Below are 25,968 nucleotides of genomic sequence, written 5' to 3'. Positions count from 1 at the left end.
GATTCCTGACCGGGCACCGGGTCAGTGCACCCGGCTGTATTTGACGAAGGCCACCCCGTCCTCGAACACCGTGCTGGTGATCACCCGGAACTTGGCCGGTTCCGGCAGCCGCGACCCGGCGCCGAACAGCGCACGGCCGCTGCCGAGCACGATCGGGTAGAGCTTGAGGAAGATCTGGTCGATCTCCGGCAGCAGCGCCTGCGCCAGTTCCCCGCCGCCGCACAACCAGATACCCAGCCCGCTCTCCCGCTTGAGTGCGCGAACCTTCTCGATCGGGTTCTCCGAGATCAGCTCCACGGCCGCGTCGGGACTCTCGGGCAGGGTGGTCGAGACCACGAATTGCCGCAGATGCGCGTAGGGAGTGGAGGTGCCGGTGCGGACGCCGAAGTCGTGCGTCTTGCGTCCCATCAGCACCGTGTCGAAGTAGCGATTGCGCTCCTCCAACCCGATCGCCTCGCGCACCTTGGTCGGCAGCGTCTCGGGATACTGCGCGTTGATCGAGGGACCGTGGTCGCCGCCGACCGGGAAGAAGTCGACCGAGCCGTCCTCGGTGGCGATGAAACCGTCGATCGTCGACGCGACGTAATAGGTGAGCTTGCGCATGCTTCCCTTCCTCACGGTCGGCTGACATTCCGAACCGCCCTGAGGAAACGGTAGCTCGCCCGCGCTAACGACGACGAGGCTTCGGCTGGCAGCGCGGGCAGGAGTAGGACGAGCGGTTCATGAACCGCTCGCGGATGATCGGCGCACCACACCGGCGACACGGCTCGTGCTCCCGACCGTATACGGCCAGGGAGCGTTCGAAGTAGCCCGACTGGCCGTTGACGTTCACATAGAGCGCGTCGAACGACGTACCGCCCGCGGCGAGCGCTTCGCTCATCACAATGCCGACTTCGGCGAGTAACCCGCGCACCGCGGGTCTGGACAGCCCGGAGGCGGTCCGTCCCCCGTGGATCTCGGCCCGCCACAGCGCCTCGTCGGCGTAGATGTTGCCGATGCCGGAGACCACGCCTTGGTCGAGCAGCACGCGCTTGATCTCACTCTGCTTGCCCCGGATGACGGCGACCACGGATTCGACGTCGAAACGCGGATCCAGCGGATCGCGAGCGATGTGCGCGACCGGCTCGGGCACCAGGGTGCCGTCCACCTCGACCAGCGGCGCGAGCGCCCAGCCGCCGAAGGTGCGCTGGTCGACGAAGCGCAGCTGGGTGCCGTCGCCGAAGGTGGCGCGGATGTGGGCGTGCTTCTCCAGCGGCGCTTCCGCGGGCTGGACCAGCATCTGACCGCTCATGCCGAGATGCACGACGAGCGCCGCCTCCGGATCGTCGAAGGTGAGCCAGAGGAATTTGCCGCGCCGCTCGGCCGACTCGACCTTCAGGCCGGTCAGCCGTGCGGCGAGATCGGCGGCGCCTTCGAGATGGCGGCGCACCGAGCGGGGATGGGTGATCGCCACCGATTCGATCATCCGGCCGACCACGTGCTCGGCGAGCCCGCGCCGCACGACCTCGACCTCGGGAAGTTCGGGCACGTCAGGTTTCGGCGGTCAGCGCCTCGTAGGCGGCCCCCGCGGCCTTCTGCTCGGCTTCCTTCTTCGACCGTCCGACGCCCTGCCCGTAGGCCCGGCCGCCGATCACCGTGGTGGCGGTGAATTCCTTGTCGTGGTCCGGCCCGGTCGAGGTGATCTCGTAGCTGGGCACGCCGAGACCACGCTCGGCGGTGAGTTCCTGCAGGCTCGTCTTCCAGTCCAGGCCCGCGCCCATCCGCGGTCCGCGCTCGAGCAGCTCGGCGAACAGCCGCAGCACCACGGCGCGAGCCACCTCGATGCCGTGCTCCAGATGCACGGCGCCGAGCAACGACTCCATACCGTCGGCGAGGATGCTCTCCTTGTCCCGGCCGCCGGTGAGCTCCTCGCCCTTGCCGAGCAGCAGGTGGGCACCGAGCCCGCCCTCGCCGAGCCCGCGGGCGACCTCCGCCAGCGCGCGCATGTTCACCACGCTCGCGCGTAGTTTGGCCAGCTCACCCTCGGACTTCGAGGGATGCTCGTGATACAGCCGTTCGGTGATGCTCAGCCCGAGCACGGAGTCGCCGAGGAACTCGAGACGCTCGTTCGTCGGCAGACCGCCGTTCTCGTACGCGTACGACCGATGAGTCAGTGCGAGACGCAGCAGATCCGGCTGCACGTCGACGCCCAACGCGGCGAGCAGGCTCGCGTGTTCACCGGACGAGTCGGGTTCGTCGGTCACGTCGCTACGACAGATCGGACGATCAGACCGCCGCCGTGACCTGGCGGCCCTTGTAGGTGCCGCAGGACGGGCAGGCGATGTGCGGCAGGGTCTTCTCGCCGCAGGCGCGGTTCGGGCAGGTGATCAGGGTCGGCGCGGTGGCCTTCCACTGGCTGCGCCGCGACCTGGTGTTGGAACGGGACATCCGGCGCTTGGGAACGGCCACGACTACTTCTCCTCTGTCTTAATTGCTCTGCCGGTTCGGCTGATCGGTCTTGCTCAGTGGTCTCGGTCGGCCGCACCCTCGTCGGGGCTGCCGCTGCCGGGCGATTCGGAGGCGAATCTGGCCAGTCCGGCCCAGCGAGGGTCAAGTATCTCATGCCGGTGGTCGGATCCCGCAATCGCCATCCGTACGCCGCATTCCGGGCACAGTCCCGCGCAATCCGGGGTGCACAGCGGTTGCAGCGGCAACTCCAGCCCGACGGCGTCGATCACCACCGGTTCCAGATCGATGAGGTCGTCGTCCATGCGATAGATCTCGTCGTCCTCGGTGGTCTGCTCGGTGGTGCTGTCCGGATAGGCGAACAGCTCGGTCAGCCGCAGGGTGACCGAGTCGGTGAACGGCTCCAGGCAGCGCGAGCACTCGCCTTCGATCGGCGCCTCGACCGTCCCGGTGACCAGCACGCCCTCGGACACCGCCTGCAACTGCAGATCCAATTCCACCTGCGCACCCACCGGAACGCCGATCAGATCCAGACCGATCCGCTCCTCGGTGGTGACGGTACGGCGCAGCTCGCGCATGGTCCCCGGCCTGCGGCCGAGGCTGCGGGTGTCCAGCACGAAAGCGGCGTCCGGCGACCGGCGCTTGGCCGATCGGGGACGCGACGCGGAACCGGAACCGGCGGACATCACGGACTCACTCACGATCGAGGGGATACGGGCAACCACTCAACAATACGCGATCACGCGGTCCGCGCCCAAACGCGGCCCATCGCGCTCGGGGCCGCTACCTGCGGAATTCCGTGGCGTAGTCGGGTGCGCCCGCCCCACTGCGCAGTTGATGGCGCCCCCGCCCGACCGTGCGCAGCGTGCTGGTCAGCGTCTCCTCGAAATCGGCGAGCCGGGAGTCGACGTAGTGGTCGCACTCCTCGCGCAGGCGATCCGCCTCGGCGTGCGCGGCGTCGATCACCCTGGCCGATTCGGCGTGCGCGGCCCGCACCACCTCGGTCTGCGTGACCAGCCGCTCCTGCTCGGCGAGCCCGTCGGCGACGGAGCGGTCGTAGGCGGCCTTGCCCGCATCGATCATCCGCTCCGACTCTGCCCGCGCCCGGCCGGTCACCGCCTCGTATTCGGCGTTGCCGTCGGCCACCACCCGATCGGCCGCCTCCTGAGCGGAGGCCACCAGGTGATCGGCGTGCGCGCTCGCCTCGGCGACCATCCGATCGGCATGCGCCTTGGCGTCGGCGAGGATGCGGTCGGCTTCCTCGCGCGCCGCGCCGATGGTGCGCTCGGCCTGCTCGTTCGCCCCGGTCACGGCGGTCTCGGCCGCGGTCCTGGCATCGGAGACGATCTTGTCGCGATGGTCGAGCACGTCCTGTGCGTCGTCGAGTTCGCCGGGCAGCGCGTCGCGGACGTCGTCGAGTAATTCCAGCACGTCGCCGCGCGGCACGATGCAACTGCGGGTCGGGGGGATGCCGCGCGCCTCTTCGACGATGGCGACCAGTTCATCGAGCGCTTCGAAAACGCGATACATGCTCACTACCCTCCTGCGGACTCACGGCGAAATCTCCGCCGACGCCCAGTGTGCCCCTCGTCACGGCTCGTGCCGAGTCCCTTTCCGGTGTGTCGTGCCAGTGTCTCGCACGCCACAAAATCAAGTGGAGACCTCCTCTCCGCTTCGTGTTACATTTTCTTGGAAGGTCGACCAAGATCTTCAGCACCTACCGCGTTCCCTGGATCGCGGACAAGGAAGCCGGAGGTAAGGACAACCCGCCGTCGAATGTTGACAGGCGCCGACACGTCAGCGATTGCCGAATATGCGCTACGAACGGAACCTGCCAAGAGTCGACGGGGGAAGCATGCGAGCACTCTCGCCGTTGTCCCTGCCGAGGGCTTGTGTTCGATCGGAAAGACGATGACCTTACTGGAACTGCCGCGACCCGGAGGAGTGAGCGCCACCAGCTTCTTCGTGCCGTGGGCCGGCCCCTATCCGGCACTGCCGAGGACCTCGGTGGCGACCGGGCTCGGCCGGCTCGCCCGGTACCTGCGCGGCGATCGAGCCTTCGCTCAGCTGATCCGATTCGCGCTGGTCGGCGGCTCCAGCAATATCGCGTACGTCCTGTTGTTCTTCGCCATGCACGGCGTCGGACCGCTGATCGCCAACGTCGTGGGCTCGATCGTCAGCACCGTGATCGCCAACGAGCTGCACCGTCAGCTCACCTTCCACGCCGCGGAACGGGTCGGCTGGTTCACCGCGCAATGGGAAGGCGGCGGGCTCGCGTTGGTCGGACTCGGCGTCACCACCGCGGGGCTGGCCGCCCTGGGTCTGTGGGCTCCCGGCCTCGGGGACACCGCCCAGGCCGTCGCGATCCTGGCGATCACCGCTGTGGTCGGCGGCATGCGCTTCCTGGCCCTACGTGGTCTGGTGTTCTAGGCTGCCCGCCCGCCTCGCTGCCCGCCTCTCCGAGTATTCAGGCCTTACCAGTGGGGTGGGACGCGAGTCGCGTTCAGGTCTTGCGTCGACAGCCGCTGGAGTTCTGGGCGTTCCCCGGGGAGTTACCCATGTTCTCGCGTGATCAGTAGTTGCTTTGGCGGACCCGACAGGGGGGTGGTGAACCACCCGGTCGAGTCTGCAAGTGTGAAGGCTCCGTGGCTTTCCCGTAGAGGGTCCGTTGTTCGCCACCGCGTCAGCGTTCTGGCGGGTTTGCGATGAAGGCGAGATCACCTGCGGATTCGCGGCCTGGTTGGTCAGTTCTTGCGTTCGGCCAGGCGGTCGAGGAGGCGCTTGTGCACCGAGGGGGGCAGCATGTCGGCGACGTCGCCGCCGTAGGCGGCGACCTCTTTGACCAGTGAGCTGGACAGGAAGCTGAACGACGGGTTGGTGGCTATGAAGAAGGTGTCCACGCCGGAGAGCTTCTTGTTCATCTGCGCCATCTGCAGTTCATAGCCGAAGTCGCCCGCGTCGCGCAGACCCTTCACGATGGCGGTGATGCCCTGCTCGCGGGCGAAGTCCACCAGCAGCCCCTGCCACGACTCCACCCGGACGTTGCCCAGGTGCGCGGTCGACTCGCGCAGCATCTCGATGCGCTCGTCGACGGTGAACATGCCCTGCTTGTTCGGGTTGATCATGACGGTGATGACGACCTCGTCGAACTGGGCCGCCGCCCGGGTGAAAACGTCGAGGTGTCCGTAGGTCACGGGGTCGAACGACCCGGGGCACAGTGCTCCTGCCATGAGGCGACGCTAGCAGGACGCACGCGGCCGGGCACGGGTGGCCGCACGCGCGCCTATTCGTCCGGATCGAACTCCGCCAGCTCGATGCGGGTTTCGCCGTACCGGCGCGACTTGGCCGGGACGAAGCCTGCGGGCCAGGCGGTTTCGGGGGAACGCGCCGAACGCTCCAGCACGACCACCGCCCCTGGGCGCAGCCAACCGCGCTCGGCCAGCGCGCTCAGGTCGGCCAGCACCGCGGCGTTGTCCACCGCGTACGGCGGGTCCGAGAAGACCACGTCGAAGCCGCCCGCCTCGCCCAGTTGCAGCACACTGGCCACCGTCGCGACCCGCAATTCGGCGCCGGGCAGCCCGAGGTCGGCGATATTGCCGCGAACAACGGCCGCCGCCTTCCGGTCGGATTCGACGAGCAACGCGTGCTCGGCGCCGCGCGACAGCGCCTCCAGCCCGAGCGCGCCGGAGCCCGCGTACAAGTCGAGGACGCGCGCGCCCGCGAAGTCCAACCGGGCGTCCAACGCGCTGAACAGCGCCTCCCGGACGCGATCGGAGGTCGGGCGGGTGCCGGACGGCGGCACCCGGAGGCGCCGTCCGCCCGCCGCGCCCGCGACGATCCTCGTCATCCGGCGGACGACTCCCGCACCGCCAGTTCGATGAGCAGGTCACCGCCCTCGACCTGCTGCACGGAGCCGATGGCGACGCGGCCGACGATGCCCGCGCGTGGCGCGGTGATCGCGGCTTCCATCTTCATGGCCTCGATGGTGCCGATGGTGTCGCCCGCCGCGACCGAATCGCCTTCGGAGACCGCGAGAGTGACGACACCGGCGAACGGCGCCGCGATGTGGCCTGGGTTGGCCTTGTCGGCTTTCTCCGCCGCGGGGATCTCGCTGGCGATCGATCGGTCACGCACCGAGACCGGCCGCAGCTGCCCGTTCAAGATGCACATCACCGTGCGCATACCGCGCTCGTCGGGCTCGGAGATCGCTTCCAGGCCGATGAGCAAGGTGACTCCCTTCTCCAACTGCACCCGGTGTTCCTCGCCGCGGCGCAGCCCGTAGAAGAACTGGTTGGCCGACAACCCGGAGGTATCGCCGTACTTCTCCCGGTGGGCGAGGAATTCGGCGGTGGGGCCGGGGAACAGCAACCGGTTCAACGTCGCCCGGCGCTGCTCGGAGCTGCCGGACAGGCCCTTCTCGTCCGCGGGCGTCAACGGTGTCTCGGGCTTGGCCGCGCCGCGCCCGGCCAGAGCCTTGGTGCGGAACGGTTCGGGCCAGCCGCCGGCGGGTGTGCCGAGTTCACCGCGCAGGAAACCGATCACCGAATCCGGGATGTCGTAGCGACCCGGGTCGGAGGCGAAATCCTCGACCTCGACACCGGTGCCGACCAACGCCAGCGCCAGGTCACCGACGACCTTCGAGGACGGGGTGACCTTCACCAAGCGGCCGAGCAGCCGGTCGGCGGCGGCGTACTTCGCCTCCACCTCCTCGAACCTGTCACCCAACCCGAGCGCGATGGCCTGCTGACGCAGGTTCGACAACTGCCCGCCGGGGATCTCGTGGGTGTAGACGCGACCGGTGGGTGCGGGCAGCCCGGACTCGAACGGGGCGTACACCTTCCGCAGCGCCTCCCAGTACGGTTCCAGGTCGCACACGTTCTGCAGGTTCAACCCGGTGTCGTACTCGCTGTGCGCCGCCGCGGCGACGATCGCCGAGAGCGCGGGCTGGCTGGTGGTGCCCGCCATCGCGGCGCTCGCCCCGTCCACGGCGTCGGCGCCGGCCTGCCACGCGGCCAGATAAGTGGCCAGCTGCCCGCCCGGGGTGTCGTGGGTGTGCACGTGCACCGGCAGATCGAAATTGCTGCGCAACGCGGTGACCAGTGTGGTCGCGGCCGGGGCGCGCAGCAGACCCGCCATGTCCTTGATCGCGAGCACGTGCGCGCCCGCGTCGACGATCTGCTCGGCCAGCTTCAGGTAGTAGTCCAGGGTGTAGAGCGACTCGTCCGGATTCGACAGATCCCCGGTGTAGCTGATCGCGACCTCCGCGATCGCGGTACCGGTCTCGCGGACCGCATCGATGGCCGGACGCATCTGGTCGACATTGTTGAGCGCGTCGAAGATACGGAAGATGTCGATACCCGTGGCGGTCGCCTCCGAGACGAACGCGCGGGTCACCGCCTCCGGATACGGGGTGTAGCCGACGGTGTTACGGCCGCGCAGCAGCATCTGCAGGCAGATGTTCGGGATCGCCTCGCGCAACGCCGCCAGCCGCTCCCACGGGTCCTCGTACAGGAACCGCAGCCCCACGTCGTAGGTCGCTCCGCCCCACGCCTCGATCGACAGCAACTCCGGAGTCAATCGCGCCACATGCCCCGCCACGCCCAGCAGACCGTTGGTGCGCACTCGGGTGGCCAGCAGCGATTGGTGTGCGTCGCGGAAGGTGGTGTCGGTGACGCCGACCGCCTTCTGCTCACGCAACGCCCGCGCGAAACCCTCCGGACCCAGCCGCAGCAGCCGCTGCCGCGAGCCGTCCGGCGGCGGCACGCTCAGATCGATCGCGGGCAACTTGTCGTGCGGGTACACCGTGGTCGGCCGATCGCCGTGCGGCTTGTTCACCGTGACGTCGGCCAGGTAGTCGAGGATCTTGGTGCCGCGGTCCGCGGACCGGCGCAGGGTCAGCAGCTGCGGACGCTCGTCGATGAACGAGGTGGTGACCCGGCCCGCCTTGAAGTCCGGATCGTCCAGCACCGCCAGCAGGAAGGGAATGTTCGTGGCGACGCCGCGAATCCGGAACTCGGCCAGCGCCCGGCTCGCCCGCGCCACCGCCGTATCGAAGTCACGGCCTCGGCAGGTGAGCTTGACCAGCATGGAGTCGAAGTAGGCGCCGATCTCGGCGCCCAGGTTCGCGCCGCCATCTAGGCGGATGCCCGCGCCGCCGGGTGTGCGGTAGGCGGTGATCCGGCCGGTGTCGGGACGGAATCCGTTGGCCGGGTCCTCGGTGGTGATCCGGCATTGCAAAGCCGCGCCCCGGATGGTCACGGCGTCCTGGCTGAGACCCAGTTGCTCGAGCGTCTCCCCCGCCGCGATGCGCAGCTGCGACTGCACCAGGTCCACGTCGGTGATCTCCTCGGTCACCGTGTGCTCCACCTGGATGCGCGGGTTCATCTCGATGAAGACGTGGTTGCCGCGCTCGTCGAGCAGGAACTCCACGGTGCCCGCGCACGAGTAGCCGATCTGCCGGGCGAAGGCGACCGCGTCGGCGCAGATCCGTTCCCGCAGTGCGGGGTCCAGATTGGGTGCCGGTGCCAGCTCGATCACCTTCTGGTGGCGGCGCTGCACCGAGCAGTCCCGCTCGAACAGGTGCATCACGTTCCCGTGCTGATCAGCCAGGATCTGCACCTCGATGTGGCGGGGGTTCACCACCGCCTGTTCCAGGAACACCGTCGGGTCGCCGAACGCCGACTCCGCCTCCCTGGAGGCCGCCTCGATCGACTCGCGCAGCTGTTCGGGCGCGGCGACCCGGCGCATCCCGCGCCCTCCGCCGCCGGCCACCGCCTTCACGAAGATGGGGTATTCCAGCCCCCGTGCCGCGGCCAGCAGCTCCTCCACGTCCGACGACGGTGCGCTCGAACGCAACACCGGCAGCCCGGCAGCCTTGGCCGCCGCGATCGCCCGCGCCTTGTTACCCGCCAGTTCGAGCACCTCGGCCGACGGTCCGATGAAGGTGATGCCCTCGCGGGCGCATGCCGCCGCCAGATCCGGGTTCTCCGACAAGAACCCGTACCCCGGGTAGATCGCGTCCGCGCCCGCCGACTTGGCCGCCTTGATGATCGCCTCGATCGACAGGTAGGCCCGCACCGGATGGCCGGGCTCGCCGATCTGGTACGACTCCGCCGCCTTCAGCCGATGGACCGAATTGCGGTCCTCGTAGGGAAACACGGCGACCGTCCCGATGCCGAGTTCGTAGGCCGCACGGAAGGCGCGGATGGCGATCTCGCCACGGTTGGCAACCAAGACTTTCGAGAACATTGACCCAAGGTACCCGGCCGCGTGAACCGCACCGACACGGAATCCCCCTTCGCAAACCTTTTCACAAGACCGACTAGCACGGTTGCGAAGTTGCGTTCACAGCGCCGACACATGAGCGGTGCGGCAGCAACCGGTGTGCTGTCCCGAGGCCGGGTTCGGTTCGGGTCCGGCGGCGGAGGCCGCCGAGCAGCCGTCCCGGTGGTCGATCCCGGCATCTAGCCGCGCTCCCCTGGCACGAGTTCGCGCCCTCGGACCAGGCGAACCACGCATGCGACGAGTTCGGAAAGGTGAATCCCGGGTGGCCCGGCGGTCTGGTAGCCGGTCGAGAGCAGATCCGGGACCGCATGGGCGGCCCGGCCGATAGCCGGAACGGAAGCAGGTGCGGAATCGGTTCGCGATGAGCGGTGCGGGCAAATGCCGGTGTGTGATCCCTCGCGGTGTGCTCGCTCGGCCGCGTCCTATGCTGAGTGGGCAGCTGGTTCACCGCAGCACGACGAGATGGAGCCCCGACGTCGCGCCACGGAGTCGAGCCCGCCCGTACGGCGACGTCACGGCGGGTGAGAGGGAACCCGGTGGGAATCCGGGACTGTCCCGCAGCGGTATGCAGGAACGACCGCCGTCACCAGGCACTGAGTTCAGCGATCCGGAAGGTTCGGCGACTTGGGAAGCGACGGCCAGTAGGTCGGCCATCGGGAGCACTCCGGCGTATGCCGGCCCGCACGGCCGGTGCCCGCGAGTCCGAAGACCTGCCAGCCGTGCCGGGTACGCCGTACCCGGCGGCCACCGCCTCGTGGATTGGGCGTGCGGATCACCAGCTGACGTGTCGGGCTCCGCCGGGAACATCACCGGCATGTCACCGGGTTCTCCGCCTGCCCGTATGGCGATGGCTTTCGTCCTCAGCAATGGAGAAACATCGTGACTGTTGCACAGCAAAAGCCGTTTACCGCGACGGTTCTCGGGCTTCCACGAGTGGGGCCGCGGCGCGAACTGAAGCGGGCCACCGAAGCCTATTGGGCGGGCAAGATCGACGCCGACCAGTTGCACGCCGTGGCGCGCGACCTCCGGCACGCCCAATTCGCCGAATTACGGGCCGCGGGCCTGGACTCCGTTCCGATCGGCACGTTCTCCTACTACGACCAGATGCTCGACACCGCCGAGTTGCTGGGCGCGCTGCCGCCCCGGGTCGCCGGGATCGCGGACCCGCTGGAACGGTATTTCGCCGCCGCGCGCGGCACCGACACGGTCGAGCCCTTGGAGATGACCAAGTGGTTCGACACCAACTACCACTACCTGGTGCCGGAAATCGAGCCGGAGACCGCCTTCTCGCTGCACCCGGAGAAGCTGCTCGCGGAACTGCGGGAAGCGCTGGAGCTGGGGGTGCCCGCGCGGCCGGTGGTGATCGGGCCGATCACCTTCCTCAAACTGGCGAAGGCGACCGGCGGCTCGGCGCTCGCCCGGCTGATCGAGCTGCTGCCGCTGTATCGGGAACTGCTGCGCAGGCTCGCCGTCGCCGGTGCCGGATGGGTGCAGATCGACGAGCCGGTGCTGGTCACTGACCTCACGGCGGAGGAAATCGACTTGGTGCAGGTCACCTACGAGGAACTCGCCGACGCCGCCGAGCGCCCGGCGATCCTCGTCGCGACCTACTTCGGGCGACCGGATGCGGCGCTGACGGCGCTGGCGAGCACCGGAATAGAGGGGGTCTCCCTCGATTTCACGGCCGGCGCCGACGTCGCCACGGTGGCCGCCGTGCCCGCGCTGACCGGCAAACTGCTCGTCGCGGGGATCGTCGACGGCCGCAATGTGTGGCGCACCGATCTGGACCGCGCCATGGCCACCCTCGGCGCGTTGCTGGGATCCGCTGCGCACGTGGCGGTTTCGAGTTCCTGCTCGCTGCTGCACGTGCCGTACACGCTGGCCGCGGAAACCGGGTTGGACGAGCGGCTGCGGTCCTGGCTGGCGTTCGGTGCGGAGAAGGTGGCCGAGGTGCGCCTGCTCGCCACCGGGCTGAGCCAGGGCACGGAGGCGATCGCCGCCGAGTTGGCCGAGGTGCGGGCGGCGCTGGCGTCGCGGTGGTCGGATCCGCGGCTGAACGATCCGCGCGTGCGAGCAGCGCTCGCCGCGCTCGGGCCCGACGCCGACCGCCGCGCGCCCGCCGAACAACGCCGGGAACTGCAACGGGATCGTCTGCGGCTGCCCGCGCTGCCGACCACGACGATCGGTTCCTACCCGCAGACCTCGGCCATCCGGCTGGCGCGCGCCGCGCTGCGCAAGGGCGAGATCGATCGGGCGGAGTATGTACGCCGGATGCGGGCCGAGATCGCGGATGTCATCGCGCTCCAGGAGGAGTTGGGGTTGGACGTGCTGGTGCACGGCGAGCCGGAACGCAACGACATGGTGCAGTACTTCGCCGAGCAACTCGACGGGTTCGCGGCGACCGAGCAAGGTTGGGTGCAGTCCTATGGGACGCGCTGCGTGCGGCCGCCGATCCTGTTCGGGGATGTCGCGCGGCGGGAGCCGATGACCGTCGAGTGGATCGGCTACGCGCAGTCGCTCACCGACAAGCCGGTGAAGGGCATGCTGACCGGCCCGGTGACCATTCTGGCGTGGTCGTTCGTCCGCGACGACCAGCCGTTGGGCGAGTCCGCCCGACAGGTGGCGCTGGCGATCCGGGAGGAGACCGTGGATCTGGAGTCGGCGGGCATCCGGATCATCCAGGTCGACGAGCCCGCCTTGCGGGAACTGCTTCCGCTGCGCGCGGCCGATCAGCCCGGGTATCTGGAATGGTCGGTGCGGTCGTTCCGGCTCGCGACCTCCGGGGTGTCCGACGCGACGCAGATCCACACGCATCTGTGCTACTCGGAGTTCGGCGAGGTGATCGACGCGATCGCCGGACTGGACGCCGATGTCACGTCCATAGAGGCGGCGCGCTCACGCATGGAGGTGCTCGACGACCTCAACGCGGCGGGATTCGACCTCGGCGTCGGCCCCGGCGTGTACGACATCCACTCTCCACGGGTGCCCAGCGTTGACGAGATCACCACATCGCTGCGCGCGGCATTGAAAGCCGTTCCGGCCGAGCGTCTTTGGGTGAATCCCGACTGCGGATTGAAGACCAGGGGACGCACCGAGGTGGAAGCCTCGCTTCGCAACATGGTCGCGGCAGCGGCGGCCGTGCGGTAACCCACCCGCAGATCGCCGATCCGGCGCCCCCTTTACCTGCCGAAGGGGGCACCGGATCAACTACGGCCTCAGCCGGATTCGGGTTCCGGCCGAGGCGGCTGCCGCCGCCGTAGGGTGTACCGGTCACACGGTTCTTCCCGCCGCGTGACCGGCAACTCCCGCGCCCGCGTCCGCATCCCTCGTCGCCACGCCGTATGACACCCGGAACAACGCTCCATCGGCTACCCCTCCTCACTAGTCGACTACGACACCGTCTTTCCCCTCTTGCTTACTTTCGACGCACCGATGGCCGGTTCGGTTCCATACGATACGAAAGTTCACTTCACAAATCCGAATGTCATTGCGCCCATATAGATTTCATCCCATGCCGACACGCTCGCGACGGATGACGAGCGGGCGAAAATGTACTATGACCCTTGTTGTCGCGGCCCTGTCGAAGACGGCCCGGCATCGACTGGAGGAACTCATGACGTCGACCTTCAAGTACGAGTACCAGAGCGACTTCGCCCGCAAGTACGTGGCGCAAGGCCGCGACGAGGGGCGGACCGAAGAAGCGGTGCGGGCCCTTCTCCTTGTGCTGGAAGCGCGCGGGATCGTCGTCGGGCAGAAGACGCGAGCCGAGATCACCGGGTGCACCGATCTCGACCGGCTCGAATCCTGGACGCGCAAGGCCGCCACAGCCGAATCCGAGAACGATCTGTTCGGCTGAGGCCCTTACAGTCCGAAGGCGCGGTTGATGGCGACCATGTCGAAGTAGTCACGCCACGTGGTGATGGCGCCGTCGGCGACTTCGAAGAAACCCATGACCGGGAGCGGAGTCTCGCGCCCGGCGGAGCGGAGGGTGTCGGTGCGCTCGTTCATCACCACGTTGCCGGAGGCGATCTGGTGGTGGATGTCGAAATCGATGGCGTCGAAGGTGGTCAGGAAACCCGCGATGAAGTCGCGAATGGCGGCGCGGCCGACGATGGGCTCCATCGGGATGTTGTGGTAGACGGCGTCCTCGGCGAAGTACGCGCTGATCCGATCCGGATCCGGGTCGGACCAGCTTCGGCACATCGCACGCACGAGCTCGTCGGGATCGGGCATTCGTCTGCTCACTTCCTGGTGCCGGGGCGGGGATTGGACCCCTCGATTCAACCAAGCAATTGCTCGGCAGGGAAGGGCGTCAGCGACTTCCGGGTCGGTTTCGTTCCAGGCCGCGGGCAACGGCGAATTTCACGCGTTCACAACGACACGGTGGCAAACCTCTCTTCGCACGCTACGCAGATCGAATACATTGCTGGACACCTCGCAAAAGCACATCTTTGTGGGTAATAGCGCGCGTTATTGCGATGATTGCGAATAATCACAGCTACCATCGTGCACGTGCGCAAGATGTATGCGGGCGCCCGGCTTCGGCGGTTGCGTGAAGAGCGGAGAATGACTCAGGCGGCTCTGGCGAAATCGCTGGATCTGTCGCCGAGCTACCTCAATCAGCTCGAGCGGGACCAGCGCCCACTCACCATTCCCGTACTGCTGAAATTGAATTCCACCTTCGACCTGGACGTCCAGTTCTTCGCCGCCGATTCCGACGCGCGGCTCGTATCGGATCTACACGAAGTGCTGGTCGACGCCGCGGGCGGACACACAGCGCCGCTGACCGAGGTGGAGGAGCTGGCGACCCGCCAACCGGAAGTCGCCAGGATCGTCGTCGCCATGCATCGCCGCCTACGCGCCGCCACCGATCAGCTCGACCTGCTGTCCGCGCGGGTGTCCGCGCCCGCGGGCGCGCCCGGGGTGCCCATGCCCTACGAGGACGTACGCGACTTCTTCTACGACCACCACAATCACATTCCGCAACTCGACATCGCCGCCGAGCAACTGTTCGAGAATTCCGGGCTGACCATCGGCTCGCTCGATCGCCAGCTCGCCCGCATCGCCGAGGAACGCGCCGGCGTCACCGTTCTCGTGCGCGGCGACGGCGCCGACCCCACCGTCCCCAAACGCCACTACGACACCGAGACCCGCACGCTCACGCTCGCTCGCCGATTGCGGCCGGGCCAGCGCGCCTTTCAGATCGCCACCACGCTCGGCCTCCTGCTGTACGGGGCCGAGCTGGATGCCGTGCTGGCCGAGAGCCCGTCGCTCAGTGGCGAATCCCGCACGCTGGCGCGGATCGGGCTGGCCAATTACTTCGCGGGCGCGCTAGTGCTGCCCTACAGCCGGTTCCTGCGCTCGGCCGAGGAACTCCGCTACGACATCGACCTGCTCGGCCTGCGTTTCGAGGTCGGGTTCGAGACCGTCTGCCATCGGCTCAGCACCCTGCAACGGCAGGGCCAGCGTGGCGTTCCGTTCTTCTTCGTCCGCACCGACCGGGCGGGCAACATCTCCAAACGTCAGTCCGCCACCGCTTTCCACTTCTCCCGGGTCGGTGGCAGTTGCCCGCTCTGGGTGGTGCACGAGGCCTTCTCCCATCCCGGCCGGATCCTGACCCAAGTGGCCGAGATGCCCGACGGCCGCCGGTATCTATGGATCGCGCGCACCGCGGCGATCGCCCCACACGGGTTCGGCACCGCGGCGAAGAACTTCGCCGTCGGCCTCGGCTGCGATATCGAATACGCCGACCGCTTGGTGTACTCGTCCGGGTTGCAGCTGGACGACCCGGCGGCCTCGGTCCCGATCGGCGCGGGCTGCAAAGTGTGCGAGCGTCCCGCATGTCCGCAGCGCGCCTTCCCGCACATAGGCAGCCCGTTGGCGGTCGCCGAACACACCAGCACCGACCTGCCCTACCCGCGGCTCGGGCGCTGACGACTCGCTTCCGGCGAGCTCGTGCGGGTCGGCCCGGCGCGGATCGCCCGGAGTCGCTGCGTCGATCTCGAGCACGACCACCGTGAACGGCGCGCCCGCCGAGGAGATCAGTGCGGCCGGGTCGCCGTTCAGCACCGATCTTTCGGCCGCCACTGTGCGCGAACGGCGACGTGGCCGCCGCACGTGCGCGCCCGGAGTCCGACGTCTCCCGTCCACACCGCCGGGGCGATCAAGACTTGGCCAGATACTCCAGCCGCTCGGAGTCCACCGCCGCGTGCATCATCCCCGCCAGCCCGGGATGCCCGCGCAGCCCCGGGTCGGACGCCACCACCGCGCGGGCGAACTCCTGCGCCGCGGTGATCACCTCGAGATCGTCCAGCAGTGACAGCAGGCGCAGCGAGCGGGCGGTGCCGGATTGGGCGGCGCCCAGCACGTCGCCCTCGCGCCGGGTCCGCAGGTCGAGCACCGCGAGTTCGAAGCCGTCGGTGGTGGCGGCGACCGCGTCCAGACGCGCCATGGCCGACCCGCCCGGCGCGGCATCCGTGATCAGCAGGCACAAACCGGGGTGCTCGCCCCGCCCGATCCGGCCGCGCAGCTGATGCAATTGGCTGACGCCGAACCGGTCGGCGTCGACGATCACCATCACCGTCGCGTTGGGCACGTCCACACCGACCTCGACCACGGTGGTGCACACCAGAACGTCCACCGATCCGTCGTTGAACGCCCGCATCACCTGGTCTTTTTCGTCGGCGGGCAGTCTGCCGTGCAGCAAGCCGACCCGCACGCCGGACAGCGGGCCCGCGCGCAGCGTCTCGAACACGTCCAGCACGGCCTGGGTGGTCGGGCCGTCCTTCTCGCCGTCGCCGTTCTTCGCCCGCCCGTTGCGGGATTTGCCCGCGGCCTCCTCGTCGTCGCCGATGCGCGAACACACCACGTACGCCTGGCGCCCGGCGGCGACCTCCTCCACGATCCGCTCCCAGGCGCGATCCACCCAGTTCGGGTGCTGCCTGCGCGGCACCACCCTGGAGACGATCGGCGAGCGGCCTCTCGGCAGTTCGGTCAGCGTGGAGGTCTCCAGATCGCCGAGCGTGGTCATGGCGATGGTGCGCGGGATCGGGGTCGCGGTCATCACCAGCAGATGCGGACTGGCGCCCGCTTTCGCCTTGGCGCGCAGGGCATCCCGCTGCTCGACACCGAAGCGATGCTGCTCGTCGACCACCACCATGCCGAGGTCGAAGAACTCGACGTTGTCCTGGATCAGCGCGTGCGTGCCGATCACGATGCCCGCCTCACCGGTCGCCGCTTCCAGCAACGCCGCCTTCTTGGCCGAGGCCGACATCGACCCGGTCACCAGCACCACTCGGGTGGCGTGGTCGGCCGCGCCCAGCTCGCCCGCGGCGCCCAGGTCACCGAGCATGCCGCGCAGCGACCGATAGTGCTGCGCGGCGAGCACCTCCGTCGGGGCGAGCAGCGCGCACTGCAGTCCCGCGTCCACCACCTGCAGCATGGCGTGCAGGGCGACGATCGTCTTGCCGGAGCCCACCTCGCCTTGCAGCAGCCGGTGCATCGGCTGTTCACGGGCCAGGTCGGCGGAGATCTCCGCGACGACCTGCTGCTGCCCCGCGGTGAGTTCGAACGGAAGTCGCTGCTCGAACGCCGCGGCGATACCGTCCGGCCGCGGAGCACAAGCGCGCGCCCTGCGCCCGGACACCTCATGCCTGCGCTCGGCCAAGACCAATTGCAAGGCCAGCGCCTCGTCGAAACGCAGCCGGTCCTTGGCTCGATCGATATCGTCCTTGCGTTCGGGCAGGTGGATCAGGCGCAGCGCGTCGGACAGGTTCGGCAGCGCGCGTTCGGCGCGCACGTCTTCCGGTACGGGATCGTCGAGGGGATCGAGCTGGTCGAGCACCTGACGCACGCAGGCGAGCACGTCCCAGCTCTGCACCTTCGCGGTCGCCGGGTAGACCGGGATGAACTCGCGTTCCATGAACGAGGTGTCCACTCCCCCCGCGCCTTTCGCGCTCTCCGCGAGGCCGCGCAGGTCTCCGCCGCCGCGCACCCTGGTCAGCGCGCCGACCGAATCGTCATCGCCCTCGGTTTCCGGCAGGATCAAGTAGCCGGGATGGCTGAGGTTCCACTGGCCGGGACGCCAGTAGTTCACCGTGCCCGACATCATCGCGCGCAACCCTTCGCGGACCACGTACTTCACCTTGTCGCCGTTGAAGAAGGTGACGTCCACGCCGCGCCCGGAGCCGGTGTCGAGGACCACCTTCAGCAGGGAACCGCGGCGGTTGCGCATCGGCCGCAGCTCGGCCTTCGTGATCCGGCCGATGACGGTGATGTGCGAACCGTCTTCCGGCGCTTCCTCGGTGAGCGGCTGCCCCTGCGTCGCGTATCGCAGGGGGTAGTGCCGCAGCAGATCCTCGACGGTCCGCATGTCGAAAGCGTCCGCGAGCGAGTCCGCTGCCTTCGCGCCGAGGATGTGGTCGAGCCGATCACTCAGTGCCGCCATGCCTACTCCACTCCGATCTGCACCGAATCGCCCTGCTGCCCACCGGAATACACGATCACCTCGACGCCGGGAAAGTTCTGCGCGATATGCGCCGCCAGTTCGTCGCCGAGGCCATCCGGCGCCGCCGCGCCCATCAGCAGGGTGACCAGCTCGCCGCCGAAGGCGAGCAGCCGGTCCAGCAGCGTCCGCCCGGCGGCGGGCACATCGCGCTCGATCACGACGACGTCGTGCCCGGCCAGACCGAGCCCATCGCCCGGTTCGCAAGTGCCGACCATGGTGAGCGCGCGCTCGGTCGCCGCGCGCAGCGATCCCCAGCGCGTGGTGGCGGCCGCCTCGGACATGGCGAAGGCGTCGTCCACCGCGATCCGCCCGCGGTCGTGCACGGCCAAGGCCGCCAGTCCTTGCACCATCGACGCGCTCGGCAACAGCAGCACGTCCCGGTGGGCGTCACGCGCGGCGACACCGACGGCGACCAATTCGTGCGCAGGCAGCGCGCCGTTGGGCAGCACCAGTACCTCTCGGTTCGGCATACGCCGGATCGCGGCCAGCAGAGTTGCCGCGGTGACGGGCTCGCCTGCCAGCACCACCGCGCCCGCGTCCTCGAACAGCGTCGCCGCGCCCGCACCCGCGACCACCGCCAGAATCCCGCGGTCGGCCGGAGCTACGCTCGGGCCGAGCGCACCGGCCACCACCTGGGTCGAATCGGCGGGCGGAACCGATCCCGCGATGCCTTCGCCTCGGGCAGGCCCGGCCCGGGACGCATCGCCATCGGACAGTTCGCCGGGGTTCGCGCGCGTGGCACGATCAGCCGCGCCGAGGCCGCTCGACACCTCGGATATGTCCGCGTGCGAAGCGAAAGCGACGTTCTCGACGCGGATCCGGCTGAGCATGCCCGCCGCGATGCCCGCTTCCACCGCCGCACCCGCATCGGCGCAGTGCACGTGCGCCGACCAGGATCCGCTTCCGTCGCCGACGACGACGACCGAGTCGCCGAGTTCGCCGAGACGGGCGCGCAACGCGGCCACTTTCCGCTCGTCGGAGTCGGCCAGCAAATACATCACCTCGTACTGCGGTTCGGCCTCGCCGGCGGGCGCCGAACGGTCGGCCGCCGCGGGCCGCGGGTACTCCGGCCGCGTCGGCGCCTCGCCTCGGGTCACGGCGACCAAGCCGTCCAGCAGCACGACCAACCCTCGGGCTCCCGCGTCGACGACACCGGCCCGACGCAGCACGCCCAATTGGAACGGGGTATCGCCGAGCGCTTTGGCCGCGCCGTCGGCCGCCGCGAGTGCCACATCCGCCAATTCCTGGTCGGGGCATGCCGCGGCCGCCGCGGTCGCGCAGTCGAGCACGGTGAGGATCGTCCCTTCGATCGGCACGCTCAGTGCCTCACGGACCAGTTCGGAGGCCCTGGCCAGCGCGGCGCGCAGGCTGTCGGCCGTGAACGGACCGCCGTGCACCGTGTCCGCGACGCCGCGCAGTACCTGCGACAGGATGATCCCGGAATTGCCGCGGGCGCCGACCGTCGCGCCGTGCGCCATCGCGACGGCGACGGCACGGGCGGCGCTCCCGTCCGCCCGCGCGGCCGCCTCCCCCGCCTCCACCGCGGCACGCATCGTGGCCAGCAGATTGGTGCCGGTATCCGCGTCCGGGACGGGGAACACATTGAGCGCGTTGATCTCCTCGCGCCGATGCTCCAGGCCGGCGAGACAGGTACGGCCCCAGCGCAGCAATGCCGTGCCGTCCATCACGTCTCGCGCTCCGGACACCGTCACCTCACTCCCTTCCGCCACCTGCGCACCACCACCGCCCGCCAGGTTAGCGGGCGGTCCCGACAGGCGACCGGTAAGACCGCGTCATTAGAATGGATATGCCCGGCGACCGATCCGGCACTCGTTCACGGGGACCGGTTTGGTGGATCGAAGGCAGCACAGCTACCCTTGCAGGGTTGCCTCGCGCGGCCGTCACCGGTCTGCGCTGGTCGGCTCTCCGCTGACAGGGCACTCGACATTGCACGAGGATGCGCCGCACCGCGAAAGCGGCGGTCCCCACCATTGACATGAAGGAGTTCGCGACTATGGCTGCCGTCTGCGACGTCTGCGCCAAGGGCCCCGGCTTCGGGAAGTCGGTCTCGCACTCGCACCGGCGCACCAACCGTCGTTGGAACCCGAACATCCAGACCGTTCGCGCGCAGGTCGCCCCGGGCAACACCCGCCGGATGAACGTGTGCACCTCTTGCCTGAAGGCGGGCAAGGTCGCCCGCGGCTGATCCGCCCTCGGGCTGACCGGCCTCGTCGGTACACGCCCCGGCACCCGTATCGGGTGGTCCGGGGCGTTGTCATGACTGCGGGCCGCGCATGGCCGCTGTGACCGAGCATCCGTGGCGGGTTCAGCCGCTGACCGCCGAGTACGTCTACAGCCTCGCCGAATGCCACATCGCCTGCTGGCGCGAGGCGTACCGGGGGCTGGTGCCCGCGCACGTGCTCGACGCCTTCGATATCGGACGACGGGCCGAGCAGTGGGAGCGCGACCGGCTGCGCTATCCGGGCCGCACGCACGTCGCGGTCGTCGATGACGTGGTGATCGGATTCTCCAGCGCGGGCCCGCCCGGCGACCCGGACGCGGTGACCCCGATCGAACTGCACGCGCTCTACGTGCGTTCCTCCTGGCACGGCAGCGGGGTCGCCGACGACCTGATCCGCGCCGCGCTCGATCCGGCCGCTCCGTGCTCCCTGTGGGTGTTCGAGCAGAATGCGCGCGCCAAGGCGTTCTACCGGCGGCATGGGTTCGTGCTCGACGGCACGCGCAAGGTCGAACCGTTCACCGCCGCGATCGAGGTGCGCATGGTGCGCACGCCGACGACGCACGCCGAGTCGGTGTCGGACGACGGCTGCTAGAGGTAACCTCGCCCTCGCTCCGGTTGCCGTGCGGACTACCGAGGGACTGCGTCCGGCCGCGCCCGTTAAGGTGCAGATCATGACCACCAGCGAGCAAACCGGCTACGTGACGACCGTCGACGGCGTCCTCCAAATCACCATCGCCACCTCCGCCAACGGCACGTCCATGGACTTCGCGGGCATCAACGCGGGCACCGCCGCACTGGGTTCGCTGGGGTCCGAGGTGGGCGGGGTGCTGCTGCGCGGCACCGGCGCGAACTTCTGCGCCGGCGGCGACGTGCGCGGCTTCGCCGCGGCGCAGGACCGCTCCGCGCACATCCGCGGTCTGGCCACCGATCTGCACGATTTCGTCCGCGCGTTGGACGCGACCGCGGTGCCGGTGGTCGCGGCGGTGCAGGGCTGGGCCGCGGGCGCGGGCATGAGCCTGGTCTGCCTGGCCGACATAGCCCTCGGCGGGCCCGGCACCAAACTGCGCCCGGCCTATCCCGGCATCGGACTGAGCCCCGACGGGGGCATGTCCTGGACGCTGCCGCGCATCGTGGGGCAGGGGCGGGCGCGCGAAATCCTGCTCACCGACGCCGTCCTCGACGCCGACGAGGCAGTGCGCCTCGGCGTGCTGAGCAGGCTGGTCCCCGACGGCGAGATCGCCGAGGAGGCGCAGCGCCTCGCACGCACTCTGGCCACCGGACCGCGTTCTACCCACGCGAGCATCAAGTCGCTGTTGCGGCAGTCGGGCACCGCGACGCTGAGCGATCATCTCGACAGCGAGCGCGACGGTATCGCCGCTGCCGCGGGCTCCGCCGCCGGACGCGAGGGCGTCGACGCGTTCGTCGCGAAACGCAAACCCGACTACGCCGGACTCGCCTGAATCACTCCCGGGTGGAGAGCACGAATTTCGCCACCGCGTCGGTGAACGAGTCGTTGTCGTCACCGGCCGCGGTGTGCGCCGCGCCGCCGATCTCGACCAGCTGGGCGTGCGGCACCAGCCGCTGGAACGCTTCGGCTCCTTCGGCGCTGACCACGTCCGAGCGCATGCCGCGCACCAGCAGCACCGGGATGCGCAGCGCCCGCGCCGCGTCCTCCATCGGCTCGATCATCGCGGACGGGTCCTCGACCCGATCACTGAGCATGTCCGGATCCCAGTGCCAGTACCAGCGGCCGTCGCGCTCACGCAGATTGCGCAGCAGTCCTTCGGGGCTCTTCGGCCGCGGGCGGTGCGGCAGGTATTCGGCGACCGCGTCGGCGGCCTGTTCGAGGCTGTCGAAGCCGTCGCGATGCTTGCCCAGGAAGTCGATCACCCGGGCGACGCCTTCCGGCTCGGGCCTGGTCACGATGTCGACGAGCACCAAGGCGCTGATCGCATCCCCGCCGGGCCGCGCGGTGGCGAGCAGACCGGTGATTCCCCCCATGCTGGCCCCGACGACCACCGCGGGCTCGCCCAGCTGTTCGAGCACGAGCAGCAGGTCGTCCACCATGGTCTGGCGCCGATAGTCACGATCCGGCGCCCACTCGCTGTCGCCGTGGCCGCGGGCGTCCACCGTGACCACCCGCATTCCCGACGCGCCGAGCCGGGCTCCGGTCTTCTTCCACGAATGGCGGGTTTGCCCGCCACCGTGCAGGAAGACGACGAGCGGGCCGTCGACCGGGCCGAACTGATCGGCGGCCAGCTCGATTCCGCCCGAACCGCGCAGCCGGAGCCGGGACGGTTCGAGAAGATAGTTCGCATTACTCACGATCCGTAGGATCGCACAAACGCCGGGACGCGCTGGCGCGAACCCGGCGTTTCGAGCGTTCAGCAGGCGAGGTTGCCCGCGAAGAACAGGCACGCGATCTTGGCATTGAACGACGCGGAGATGGTGGAGGAACCGCTGGAGGTGTATTCCTCGGCGACCGGGGCCGTGGTGGTCTCCGTGGCCGGCTCGAGCCGCAGCGGAGCCGCGCTCGCGACGGCGGCGCCACTGCTCAGAGCGGCGCAGAAGGCCAGGGTCGCGGTGGTACCGCGCAGCGCGCCCCGGACGGTGTTGTTGTGCATGGAACAGCTCCTCACTCGTTAACTCGGTCGATCACACACAGACGCCCAACTCAGGGCAGGCGCCAGTCAACCGGTTCGGCCCCCAGTTCGTCGAGCAGTTCGTTCACTCGCGAGAAGGGGCGGGAACCGAAGAACCCGCGGGACGCCGACAGCGGCGACGGATGCGCGGACTCGATGTAGGGCACCTCGGACTCGGTCAGCAACGGCTTCAGCGTCGCCGCGTCGCGGCCCCACAGGATCGCGACCAACGGCTCGTCCCTGGCGACCAAGGCGCGGATCGCCTGCTCGGTGACCGCCTCCCACCCCTTGCCGCGGTGCGAGGCAGGCTTGCCGGGCGACACGGTGAGCACTCGGTTCAACATCAGCACACCCTGGTCCGACCACGGGCTCAGATCGCCACAGGACGGCGTCGGGTGACCGAGATCCTTGCTGTATTCGGCGAAGATATTGGCCAGGCTGCGCGGGATCGGCGAAACATCCGGCGCCACGGAGAAACTCAGCCCCATCGGGTGACCGGGCGTCGGATACGGATCCTGGCCGACGACCAGCACGCGCACCGCGTCGAACGGACGCTGGAAGGCCCGCAGCACGTTGTCACCGGACGGTAGATAGCCACGGCCTTCCGCGTTCTCGGCACGAAGGAAATCGCCCATGGCGGTAATCCGATCCGCCACCGGCTCGAGTGCCTTCGCCCATCCCGGATCCATGATTTCCGACAGTGGTTTCGCGCCCATGACCGCACAACTTAGCGTGACCGGCCGTCGCATGACGAGTCCGCCCCACGGAACGATTCCCACCCGACGTCGCCGGTCTGCGCCACACCGTCGACGGTGAGCCCGCGACCGGCCAGAACCCGCCCGACCGCGACCCATCCAGGGGGAAGCGCACCGTCCGGCGCCCAGGTGCCCGCGAAGGCATGGTCCTCCCCGCCGGTCAGGATCCATTGCGCCGCATCGGCATCCAGCCGGGCGGCGATCGGTTCCAGCGCAGGGTCGCGCAGGGCGGCCGAATCCAGATCGATGGCCACGCCCGAGGCCGACGCGATGTGCCCCAGATCCGCGAGCAGTCCGTCGGACACGTCGGTCAGCGCGTGCGGGCCGACGTCGGACGCTTCGGTTCCGAAGTCCTCGTCGAGCGTGACCGGTGCGGACGACTCGGTAGCCGAGGTCCCGAGGGAGCCGGGCGCTCCCGAATCGAGGCGTGCGGTCGCGGGATCTCCGGCAGTTACCTCGGATGTGGTTTCGGTTCGGGACGAGACGGGCTGCACCTCAGACGGATTCGATCCTCCGCGTCGCCCGCGCCGCAGCGCGCTCAATACGAGCGCGTACGGCGGCTGCGGAACGCGATGCGCGGCAAGCGCTTCCACGAACTCCGGTCCGGTCGCTCCGGCGGTGAAGGCGGCCAGTCCCGCGGCCGACCAGCCGAGGCGGCCCGCTACCGCGACGACATCGCCCACGCGGGCACCCGCTCGGGTGACCGGCGCGCCGCGGCCCGGATCACCGAAGGCGGTGACGGAGACGACCAGTTCGCGGCTGCGGACCAGATCGCCGCCCGCGATGGACGCGCCCGCCCTGGCGGCCTCGGCCCACATGCCGTCCGCGAGTCCGTCGATCACCTCGAGCGGGGTCTCGGCCGGGCAGCCGAGCGCGACGACGAACGCGGTCGGCGTCGCCCCCATGGCGACCACGTCGGCGGCGTTCTGCGCGATCGCCTTGCGGCCGACGTCCTCGGGGCTGGACCAGTCCAGCCGGAAGTGCCGGTCCTGCACGAGCATGTCGGTGGTCACCACGAAACGGCCGTCCGGCGCCGCGACCAGCGCCGCGTCGTCACCGGGGCCGAGCAGCACACCCGGCGCCTGGACGCGACCCGCGTTGATGCGCTCGATCAGCGCGAACTCGCCCAGTTCACGCACTGTCCTCGGGGCACTGCTGGCGCTGATGACCGATCCTCTCCGGCGCGCTGCTTGCTGGAATGAGCCCGACGGTACCCTTTCGGGGGCACTCGAGTACCAACGGCCCTGCGGCGCGGCAGCGACGACGCGCGTAGCGGAAAGGATCGGTGAGCATGGCGGCGGATTCGTCGGACCGTGATTCGGCGGAGCCCGAGCACGAACGCACCGATGCCACGGATCCCGGGAGCGCCCCGAAGGAACCGGCGGCGACGGACAATGCGTCCGATCGCCCACAAGCCGCCGATTCGGACGCGCGGACCACTCCTTCCTTGTCGAAGAGCGAGGACAGCGCGAAAGCGGATACCGATACCGGTGAGCCGGACAGCCGCCCCGCGTCGTCCCCGGCACACCAGTACCCGCCCGCGCTCATCGCGACCGCCGTGGCGCTTCCGGTCGTGCTGGTCGTCGCGGTGCTCGTCGCCGCCGTACTCGCGCACCGCGCGCCCGTCGAGCGCGAACCGCTGGTGCTCGGCCCTGTCCCGGCTCCGGCTGCGGAGGGCCCGGCGTGCGCCGCCCTGCTGCCCGCCTTACCCGCGGAGCTGGGTGATTTCACGAAATCGACGCTGGTCGAGCCCGCTCCGCCCGCCACACGCGCATGGCAGCGCGCCGACGGCGGCGACGCCATCGTGCTGCGCTGCGGGCTGGATCGCCCGTTGGAATTCAATCGCGCCTCGCCGCTGCAGATCGTGAACGGCGTGCAGTGGTTCGAGGTCCGCGACCAGGCCGCCAAGGCGAGCACGTGGTTCGCCGTCGACCGTGGGACCTACGTCGCCCTCACCGTCCCTGACGGCTCCGGTCCGACACCGCTGCAAGAAGTCTCCGACACCATCACCGCCAACCTCCCGGCCCAGCCGATCGACCCGGGACCGCTGCCCAACTGACTCCGAGTAGTCGCGCGCCGATCACCTGGGGCGCA

At 69.3% G+C, this 25,968-nt stretch carries 24 protein-coding genes and 1 riboswitch; of the genes, 8 read left to right on the top strand and 16 right to left on the bottom strand.

What is annotated here, in order from left to right:
* Positions 1-21: 21 nt before the first annotated feature.
* The 6 genes from ACL03I_RS02810 to ACL03I_RS02785 all read right to left on the bottom strand — a co-directional run bounded on the left by ACL03I_RS02810 (position 22) and on the right by ACL03I_RS02785 (position 3,975).
* Positions 22-603: a dihydrofolate reductase family protein gene (locus ACL03I_RS02810; protein ID WP_355069839.1), complete on the bottom strand. Its 582-nt coding sequence runs from the start codon at positions 601-603 to the stop codon at positions 22-24.
* Between the two features lie 64 nt (positions 604-667).
* Positions 668-1,528: a bifunctional DNA-formamidopyrimidine glycosylase/DNA-(apurinic or apyrimidinic site) lyase gene (gene mutM / locus ACL03I_RS02805; RefSeq protein ID WP_355069838.1), complete on the bottom strand. Its 861-nt coding sequence runs from the start codon at positions 1,526-1,528 to the stop codon at positions 668-670.
* 1 nt (position 1,529) lies between these two features.
* The gene (gene rnc, locus ACL03I_RS02800) at positions 1,530-2,243 is read right to left on the bottom strand and encodes a ribonuclease III (protein ID WP_355069836.1); all 714 of its coding nucleotides are present in this window, start codon (positions 2,241-2,243) and stop codon (positions 1,530-1,532) included.
* 22 nt (positions 2,244-2,265) lie between these two features.
* Positions 2,266-2,448, bottom strand: coding sequence for a 50S ribosomal protein L32 (gene rpmF / locus ACL03I_RS02795; protein ID WP_014987105.1), 183 nt, complete (start codon positions 2,446-2,448; stop codon positions 2,266-2,268).
* Positions 2,449-2,501: 53 nt separating this feature from the next.
* The gene (locus ACL03I_RS02790; protein WP_355070978.1) at positions 2,502-3,131 is read right to left on the bottom strand and encodes a YceD family protein; all 630 of its coding nucleotides are present in this window, start codon (positions 3,129-3,131) and stop codon (positions 2,502-2,504) included.
* Positions 3,132-3,228: 97 nt separating this feature from the next.
* Entirely contained in the window at positions 3,229-3,975 is a 747-nt protein-coding gene (locus ACL03I_RS02785; protein WP_356962422.1) for a DivIVA domain-containing protein, read from the bottom strand.
* Between the two features lie 381 nt (positions 3,976-4,356).
* Here ACL03I_RS02785 and ACL03I_RS02780 point away from each other — a divergent pair, with 381 nt between their 5' ends.
* Positions 4,357-4,875, top strand: coding sequence for a GtrA family protein (locus ACL03I_RS02780; RefSeq protein WP_355069834.1), 519 nt, complete (start codon positions 4,357-4,359; stop codon positions 4,873-4,875).
* Positions 4,876-5,189: 314 nt separating this feature from the next.
* Here the strand turns inward: ACL03I_RS02780 and coaD are convergent, their stop codons facing one another.
* From coaD to ACL03I_RS02765, 3 genes are read right to left on the bottom strand one after another with little or no spacing between them, the layout of a single operon-like run.
* The gene (gene coaD / locus ACL03I_RS02775; protein ID WP_355069832.1) at positions 5,190-5,675 is read right to left on the bottom strand and encodes a pantetheine-phosphate adenylyltransferase; all 486 of its coding nucleotides are present in this window, start codon (positions 5,673-5,675) and stop codon (positions 5,190-5,192) included.
* A gap of 53 nt (positions 5,676-5,728) precedes the next feature.
* The gene (gene rsmD, locus ACL03I_RS02770) at positions 5,729-6,292 is read right to left on the bottom strand and encodes a 16S rRNA (guanine(966)-N(2))-methyltransferase RsmD (RefSeq protein WP_355069831.1); all 564 of its coding nucleotides are present in this window, start codon (positions 6,290-6,292) and stop codon (positions 5,729-5,731) included.
* The gene (locus ACL03I_RS02765; RefSeq protein WP_412805083.1) at positions 6,289-9,693 is read right to left on the bottom strand and encodes a pyruvate carboxylase; all 3,405 of its coding nucleotides are present in this window, start codon (positions 9,691-9,693) and stop codon (positions 6,289-6,291) included. Before ACL03I_RS02765 ends, rsmD begins: the two co-directional genes overlap by 4 nt.
* Positions 9,694-10,231: 538 nt before the next feature.
* Positions 10,232-10,461: riboswitch (cobalamin riboswitch) on the top strand.
* 144 nt (positions 10,462-10,605) lie between these two features.
* Between ACL03I_RS02765 and metE the strand changes: the two genes are divergently transcribed.
* Positions 10,606-12,876, top strand: coding sequence for a 5-methyltetrahydropteroyltriglutamate--homocysteine S-methyltransferase (gene metE, locus ACL03I_RS02760; RefSeq protein WP_412805196.1), 2,271 nt, complete (start codon positions 10,606-10,608; stop codon positions 12,874-12,876).
* Between the two features lie 466 nt (positions 12,877-13,342).
* Positions 13,343-13,585, top strand: coding sequence for a hypothetical protein (locus tag ACL03I_RS02755; RefSeq protein WP_397076623.1), 243 nt, complete (start codon positions 13,343-13,345; stop codon positions 13,583-13,585).
* 5 nt (positions 13,586-13,590) lie between these two features.
* On the opposite strand, the gene ACL03I_RS02750 is transcribed toward ACL03I_RS02755, so the two are convergent.
* Positions 13,591-13,962: a nuclear transport factor 2 family protein gene (locus tag ACL03I_RS02750; RefSeq protein WP_355069825.1), complete on the bottom strand. Its 372-nt coding sequence runs from the start codon at positions 13,960-13,962 to the stop codon at positions 13,591-13,593.
* 279 nt (positions 13,963-14,241) lie between these two features.
* Between ACL03I_RS02750 and ACL03I_RS02745 the strand changes: the two genes are divergently transcribed.
* Positions 14,242-15,663: a short-chain fatty acyl-CoA regulator family protein gene (locus tag ACL03I_RS02745; RefSeq protein WP_355069823.1), complete on the top strand. Its 1,422-nt coding sequence runs from the start codon at positions 14,242-14,244 to the stop codon at positions 15,661-15,663.
* Between the two features lie 229 nt (positions 15,664-15,892).
* On the opposite strand, the gene recG is transcribed toward ACL03I_RS02745, so the two are convergent.
* Positions 15,893-18,175 (bottom strand): ATP-dependent DNA helicase RecG, encoded by a 2,283-nt coding sequence (recG, locus tag ACL03I_RS02740; protein ID WP_412805082.1) that lies wholly within the window; start codon positions 18,173-18,175, stop codon positions 15,893-15,895.
* Between the two features lie 2 nt (positions 18,176-18,177).
* On the bottom strand, positions 18,178-19,920 hold the full coding sequence (locus ACL03I_RS02735; protein WP_412805195.1) for a DAK2 domain-containing protein: 1,743 nt from the start codon (positions 19,918-19,920) through the stop codon (positions 18,178-18,180).
* A 329-nt stretch (positions 19,921-20,249) separates the two neighbouring features.
* Between ACL03I_RS02735 and rpmB the strand changes: the two genes are divergently transcribed.
* The 3 genes from rpmB to ACL03I_RS02720 all read left to right on the top strand — a co-directional run bounded on the left by rpmB (position 20,250) and on the right by ACL03I_RS02720 (position 21,937).
* Positions 20,250-20,441 carry a 50S ribosomal protein L28 gene (gene rpmB, locus ACL03I_RS02730; protein WP_039799620.1) on the top strand — a complete coding sequence of 64 codons (192 nt, stop codon included), beginning with the start codon at positions 20,250-20,252 and terminating at the stop codon, positions 20,439-20,441.
* Between the two features lie 88 nt (positions 20,442-20,529).
* Positions 20,530-21,069: a GNAT family N-acetyltransferase gene (locus ACL03I_RS02725; RefSeq protein WP_412805081.1), complete on the top strand. Its 540-nt coding sequence runs from the start codon at positions 20,530-20,532 to the stop codon at positions 21,067-21,069.
* A 79-nt stretch (positions 21,070-21,148) separates the two neighbouring features.
* Positions 21,149-21,937 carry an enoyl-CoA hydratase/isomerase family protein gene (locus ACL03I_RS02720; RefSeq protein WP_412805080.1) on the top strand — a complete coding sequence of 263 codons (789 nt, stop codon included), beginning with the start codon at positions 21,149-21,151 and terminating at the stop codon, positions 21,935-21,937.
* Position 21,938: 1 nt separating this feature from the next.
* Here the strand turns inward: ACL03I_RS02720 and ACL03I_RS02715 are convergent, their stop codons facing one another.
* From ACL03I_RS02715 to thiL, 4 genes are read right to left on the bottom strand one after another with little or no spacing between them, the layout of a single operon-like run.
* The gene (locus ACL03I_RS02715; RefSeq protein WP_355069816.1) at positions 21,939-22,802 is read right to left on the bottom strand and encodes an alpha/beta fold hydrolase; all 864 of its coding nucleotides are present in this window, start codon (positions 22,800-22,802) and stop codon (positions 21,939-21,941) included.
* 59 nt (positions 22,803-22,861) lie between these two features.
* Entirely contained in the window at positions 22,862-23,101 is a 240-nt protein-coding gene (locus tag ACL03I_RS02710; protein ID WP_355069814.1) for a hypothetical protein, read from the bottom strand.
* Between the two features lie 50 nt (positions 23,102-23,151).
* A complete protein-coding gene (locus tag ACL03I_RS02705; protein WP_355070973.1) occupies positions 23,152-23,835 on the bottom strand; it encodes a uracil-DNA glycosylase in 684 nt (227 codons plus the stop codon).
* 11 nt (positions 23,836-23,846) lie between these two features.
* Entirely contained in the window at positions 23,847-25,013 is a 1,167-nt protein-coding gene (gene thiL, locus ACL03I_RS02700; protein WP_412805079.1) for a thiamine-phosphate kinase, read from the bottom strand.
* A 152-nt stretch (positions 25,014-25,165) separates the two neighbouring features.
* Between thiL and ACL03I_RS02695 the strand changes: the two genes are divergently transcribed.
* Positions 25,166-25,933 (top strand): DUF3515 domain-containing protein, encoded by a 768-nt coding sequence (locus tag ACL03I_RS02695; RefSeq protein ID WP_355069811.1) that lies wholly within the window; start codon positions 25,166-25,168, stop codon positions 25,931-25,933.
* Positions 25,934-25,968: the final 35 nt, after the last annotated feature.

Source organism: Nocardia sichangensis, assembly GCF_047200615.1.
In the GTDB taxonomy this organism is placed as follows: Bacteria; Actinomycetota; Actinomycetes; order Mycobacteriales; family Mycobacteriaceae; genus Nocardia; species Nocardia sichangensis.
Note: the sequence above shows the minus strand (reverse complement) of the source record. Positions and strands in the feature narration are given on the sequence as shown.

Coding starts and splice junctions, on each gene's coding strand:
- ACL03I_RS02780 (WP_355069834.1), top strand. CDS start 4,357: ATGACCTTACTGGAACTGCCGCGACCCGGAGGAGTGAGCGCCACCAGC.
- rsmD (WP_355069831.1), bottom strand. CDS start 6,292: ATGACGAGGATCGTCGCGGGCGCGGCGGGCGGACGGCGCCTCCGGGTG.
- ACL03I_RS02710 (WP_355069814.1), bottom strand. CDS start 23,101: ATGCACAACAACACCGTCCGGGGCGCGCTGCGCGGTACCACCGCGACC.
- rpmB (WP_039799620.1), top strand. CDS start 20,250: ATGGCTGCCGTCTGCGACGTCTGCGCCAAGGGCCCCGGCTTCGGGAAG.
- ACL03I_RS02785 (WP_356962422.1), bottom strand. CDS start 3,975: ATGTATCGCGTTTTCGAAGCGCTCGATGAACTGGTCGCCATCGTCGAA.
- ACL03I_RS02755 (WP_397076623.1), top strand. CDS start 13,343: ATGACGTCGACCTTCAAGTACGAGTACCAGAGCGACTTCGCCCGCAAG.
- recG (WP_412805082.1), bottom strand. CDS start 18,175: ATGGCGGCACTGAGTGATCGGCTCGACCACATCCTCGGCGCGAAGGCA.
- ACL03I_RS02750 (WP_355069825.1), bottom strand. CDS start 13,962: ATGCCCGATCCCGACGAGCTCGTGCGTGCGATGTGCCGAAGCTGGTCC.
- ACL03I_RS02765 (WP_412805083.1), bottom strand. CDS start 9,693: ATGTTCTCGAAAGTCTTGGTTGCCAACCGTGGCGAGATCGCCATCCGC.
- ACL03I_RS02725 (WP_412805081.1), top strand. CDS start 20,530: ATGGCCGCTGTGACCGAGCATCCGTGGCGGGTTCAGCCGCTGACCGCC.
- ACL03I_RS02810 (WP_355069839.1), bottom strand. CDS start 603: ATGCGCAAGCTCACCTATTACGTCGCGTCGACGATCGACGGTTTCATC.
- ACL03I_RS02735 (WP_412805195.1), bottom strand. CDS start 19,920: ATGGACGGCACGGCATTGCTGCGCTGGGGCCGTACCTGTCTCGCCGGC.
- ACL03I_RS02705 (WP_355070973.1), bottom strand. CDS start 23,835: ATGGGCGCGAAACCACTGTCGGAAATCATGGATCCGGGATGGGCGAAG.
- coaD (WP_355069832.1), bottom strand. CDS start 5,675: ATGGCAGGAGCACTGTGCCCCGGGTCGTTCGACCCCGTGACCTACGGA.
- ACL03I_RS02695 (WP_355069811.1), top strand. CDS start 25,166: ATGGCGGCGGATTCGTCGGACCGTGATTCGGCGGAGCCCGAGCACGAA.
- ACL03I_RS02790 (WP_355070978.1), bottom strand. CDS start 3,131: ATGTCCGCCGGTTCCGGTTCCGCGTCGCGTCCCCGATCGGCCAAGCGC.
- ACL03I_RS02720 (WP_412805080.1), top strand. CDS start 21,149: ATGACCACCAGCGAGCAAACCGGCTACGTGACGACCGTCGACGGCGTC.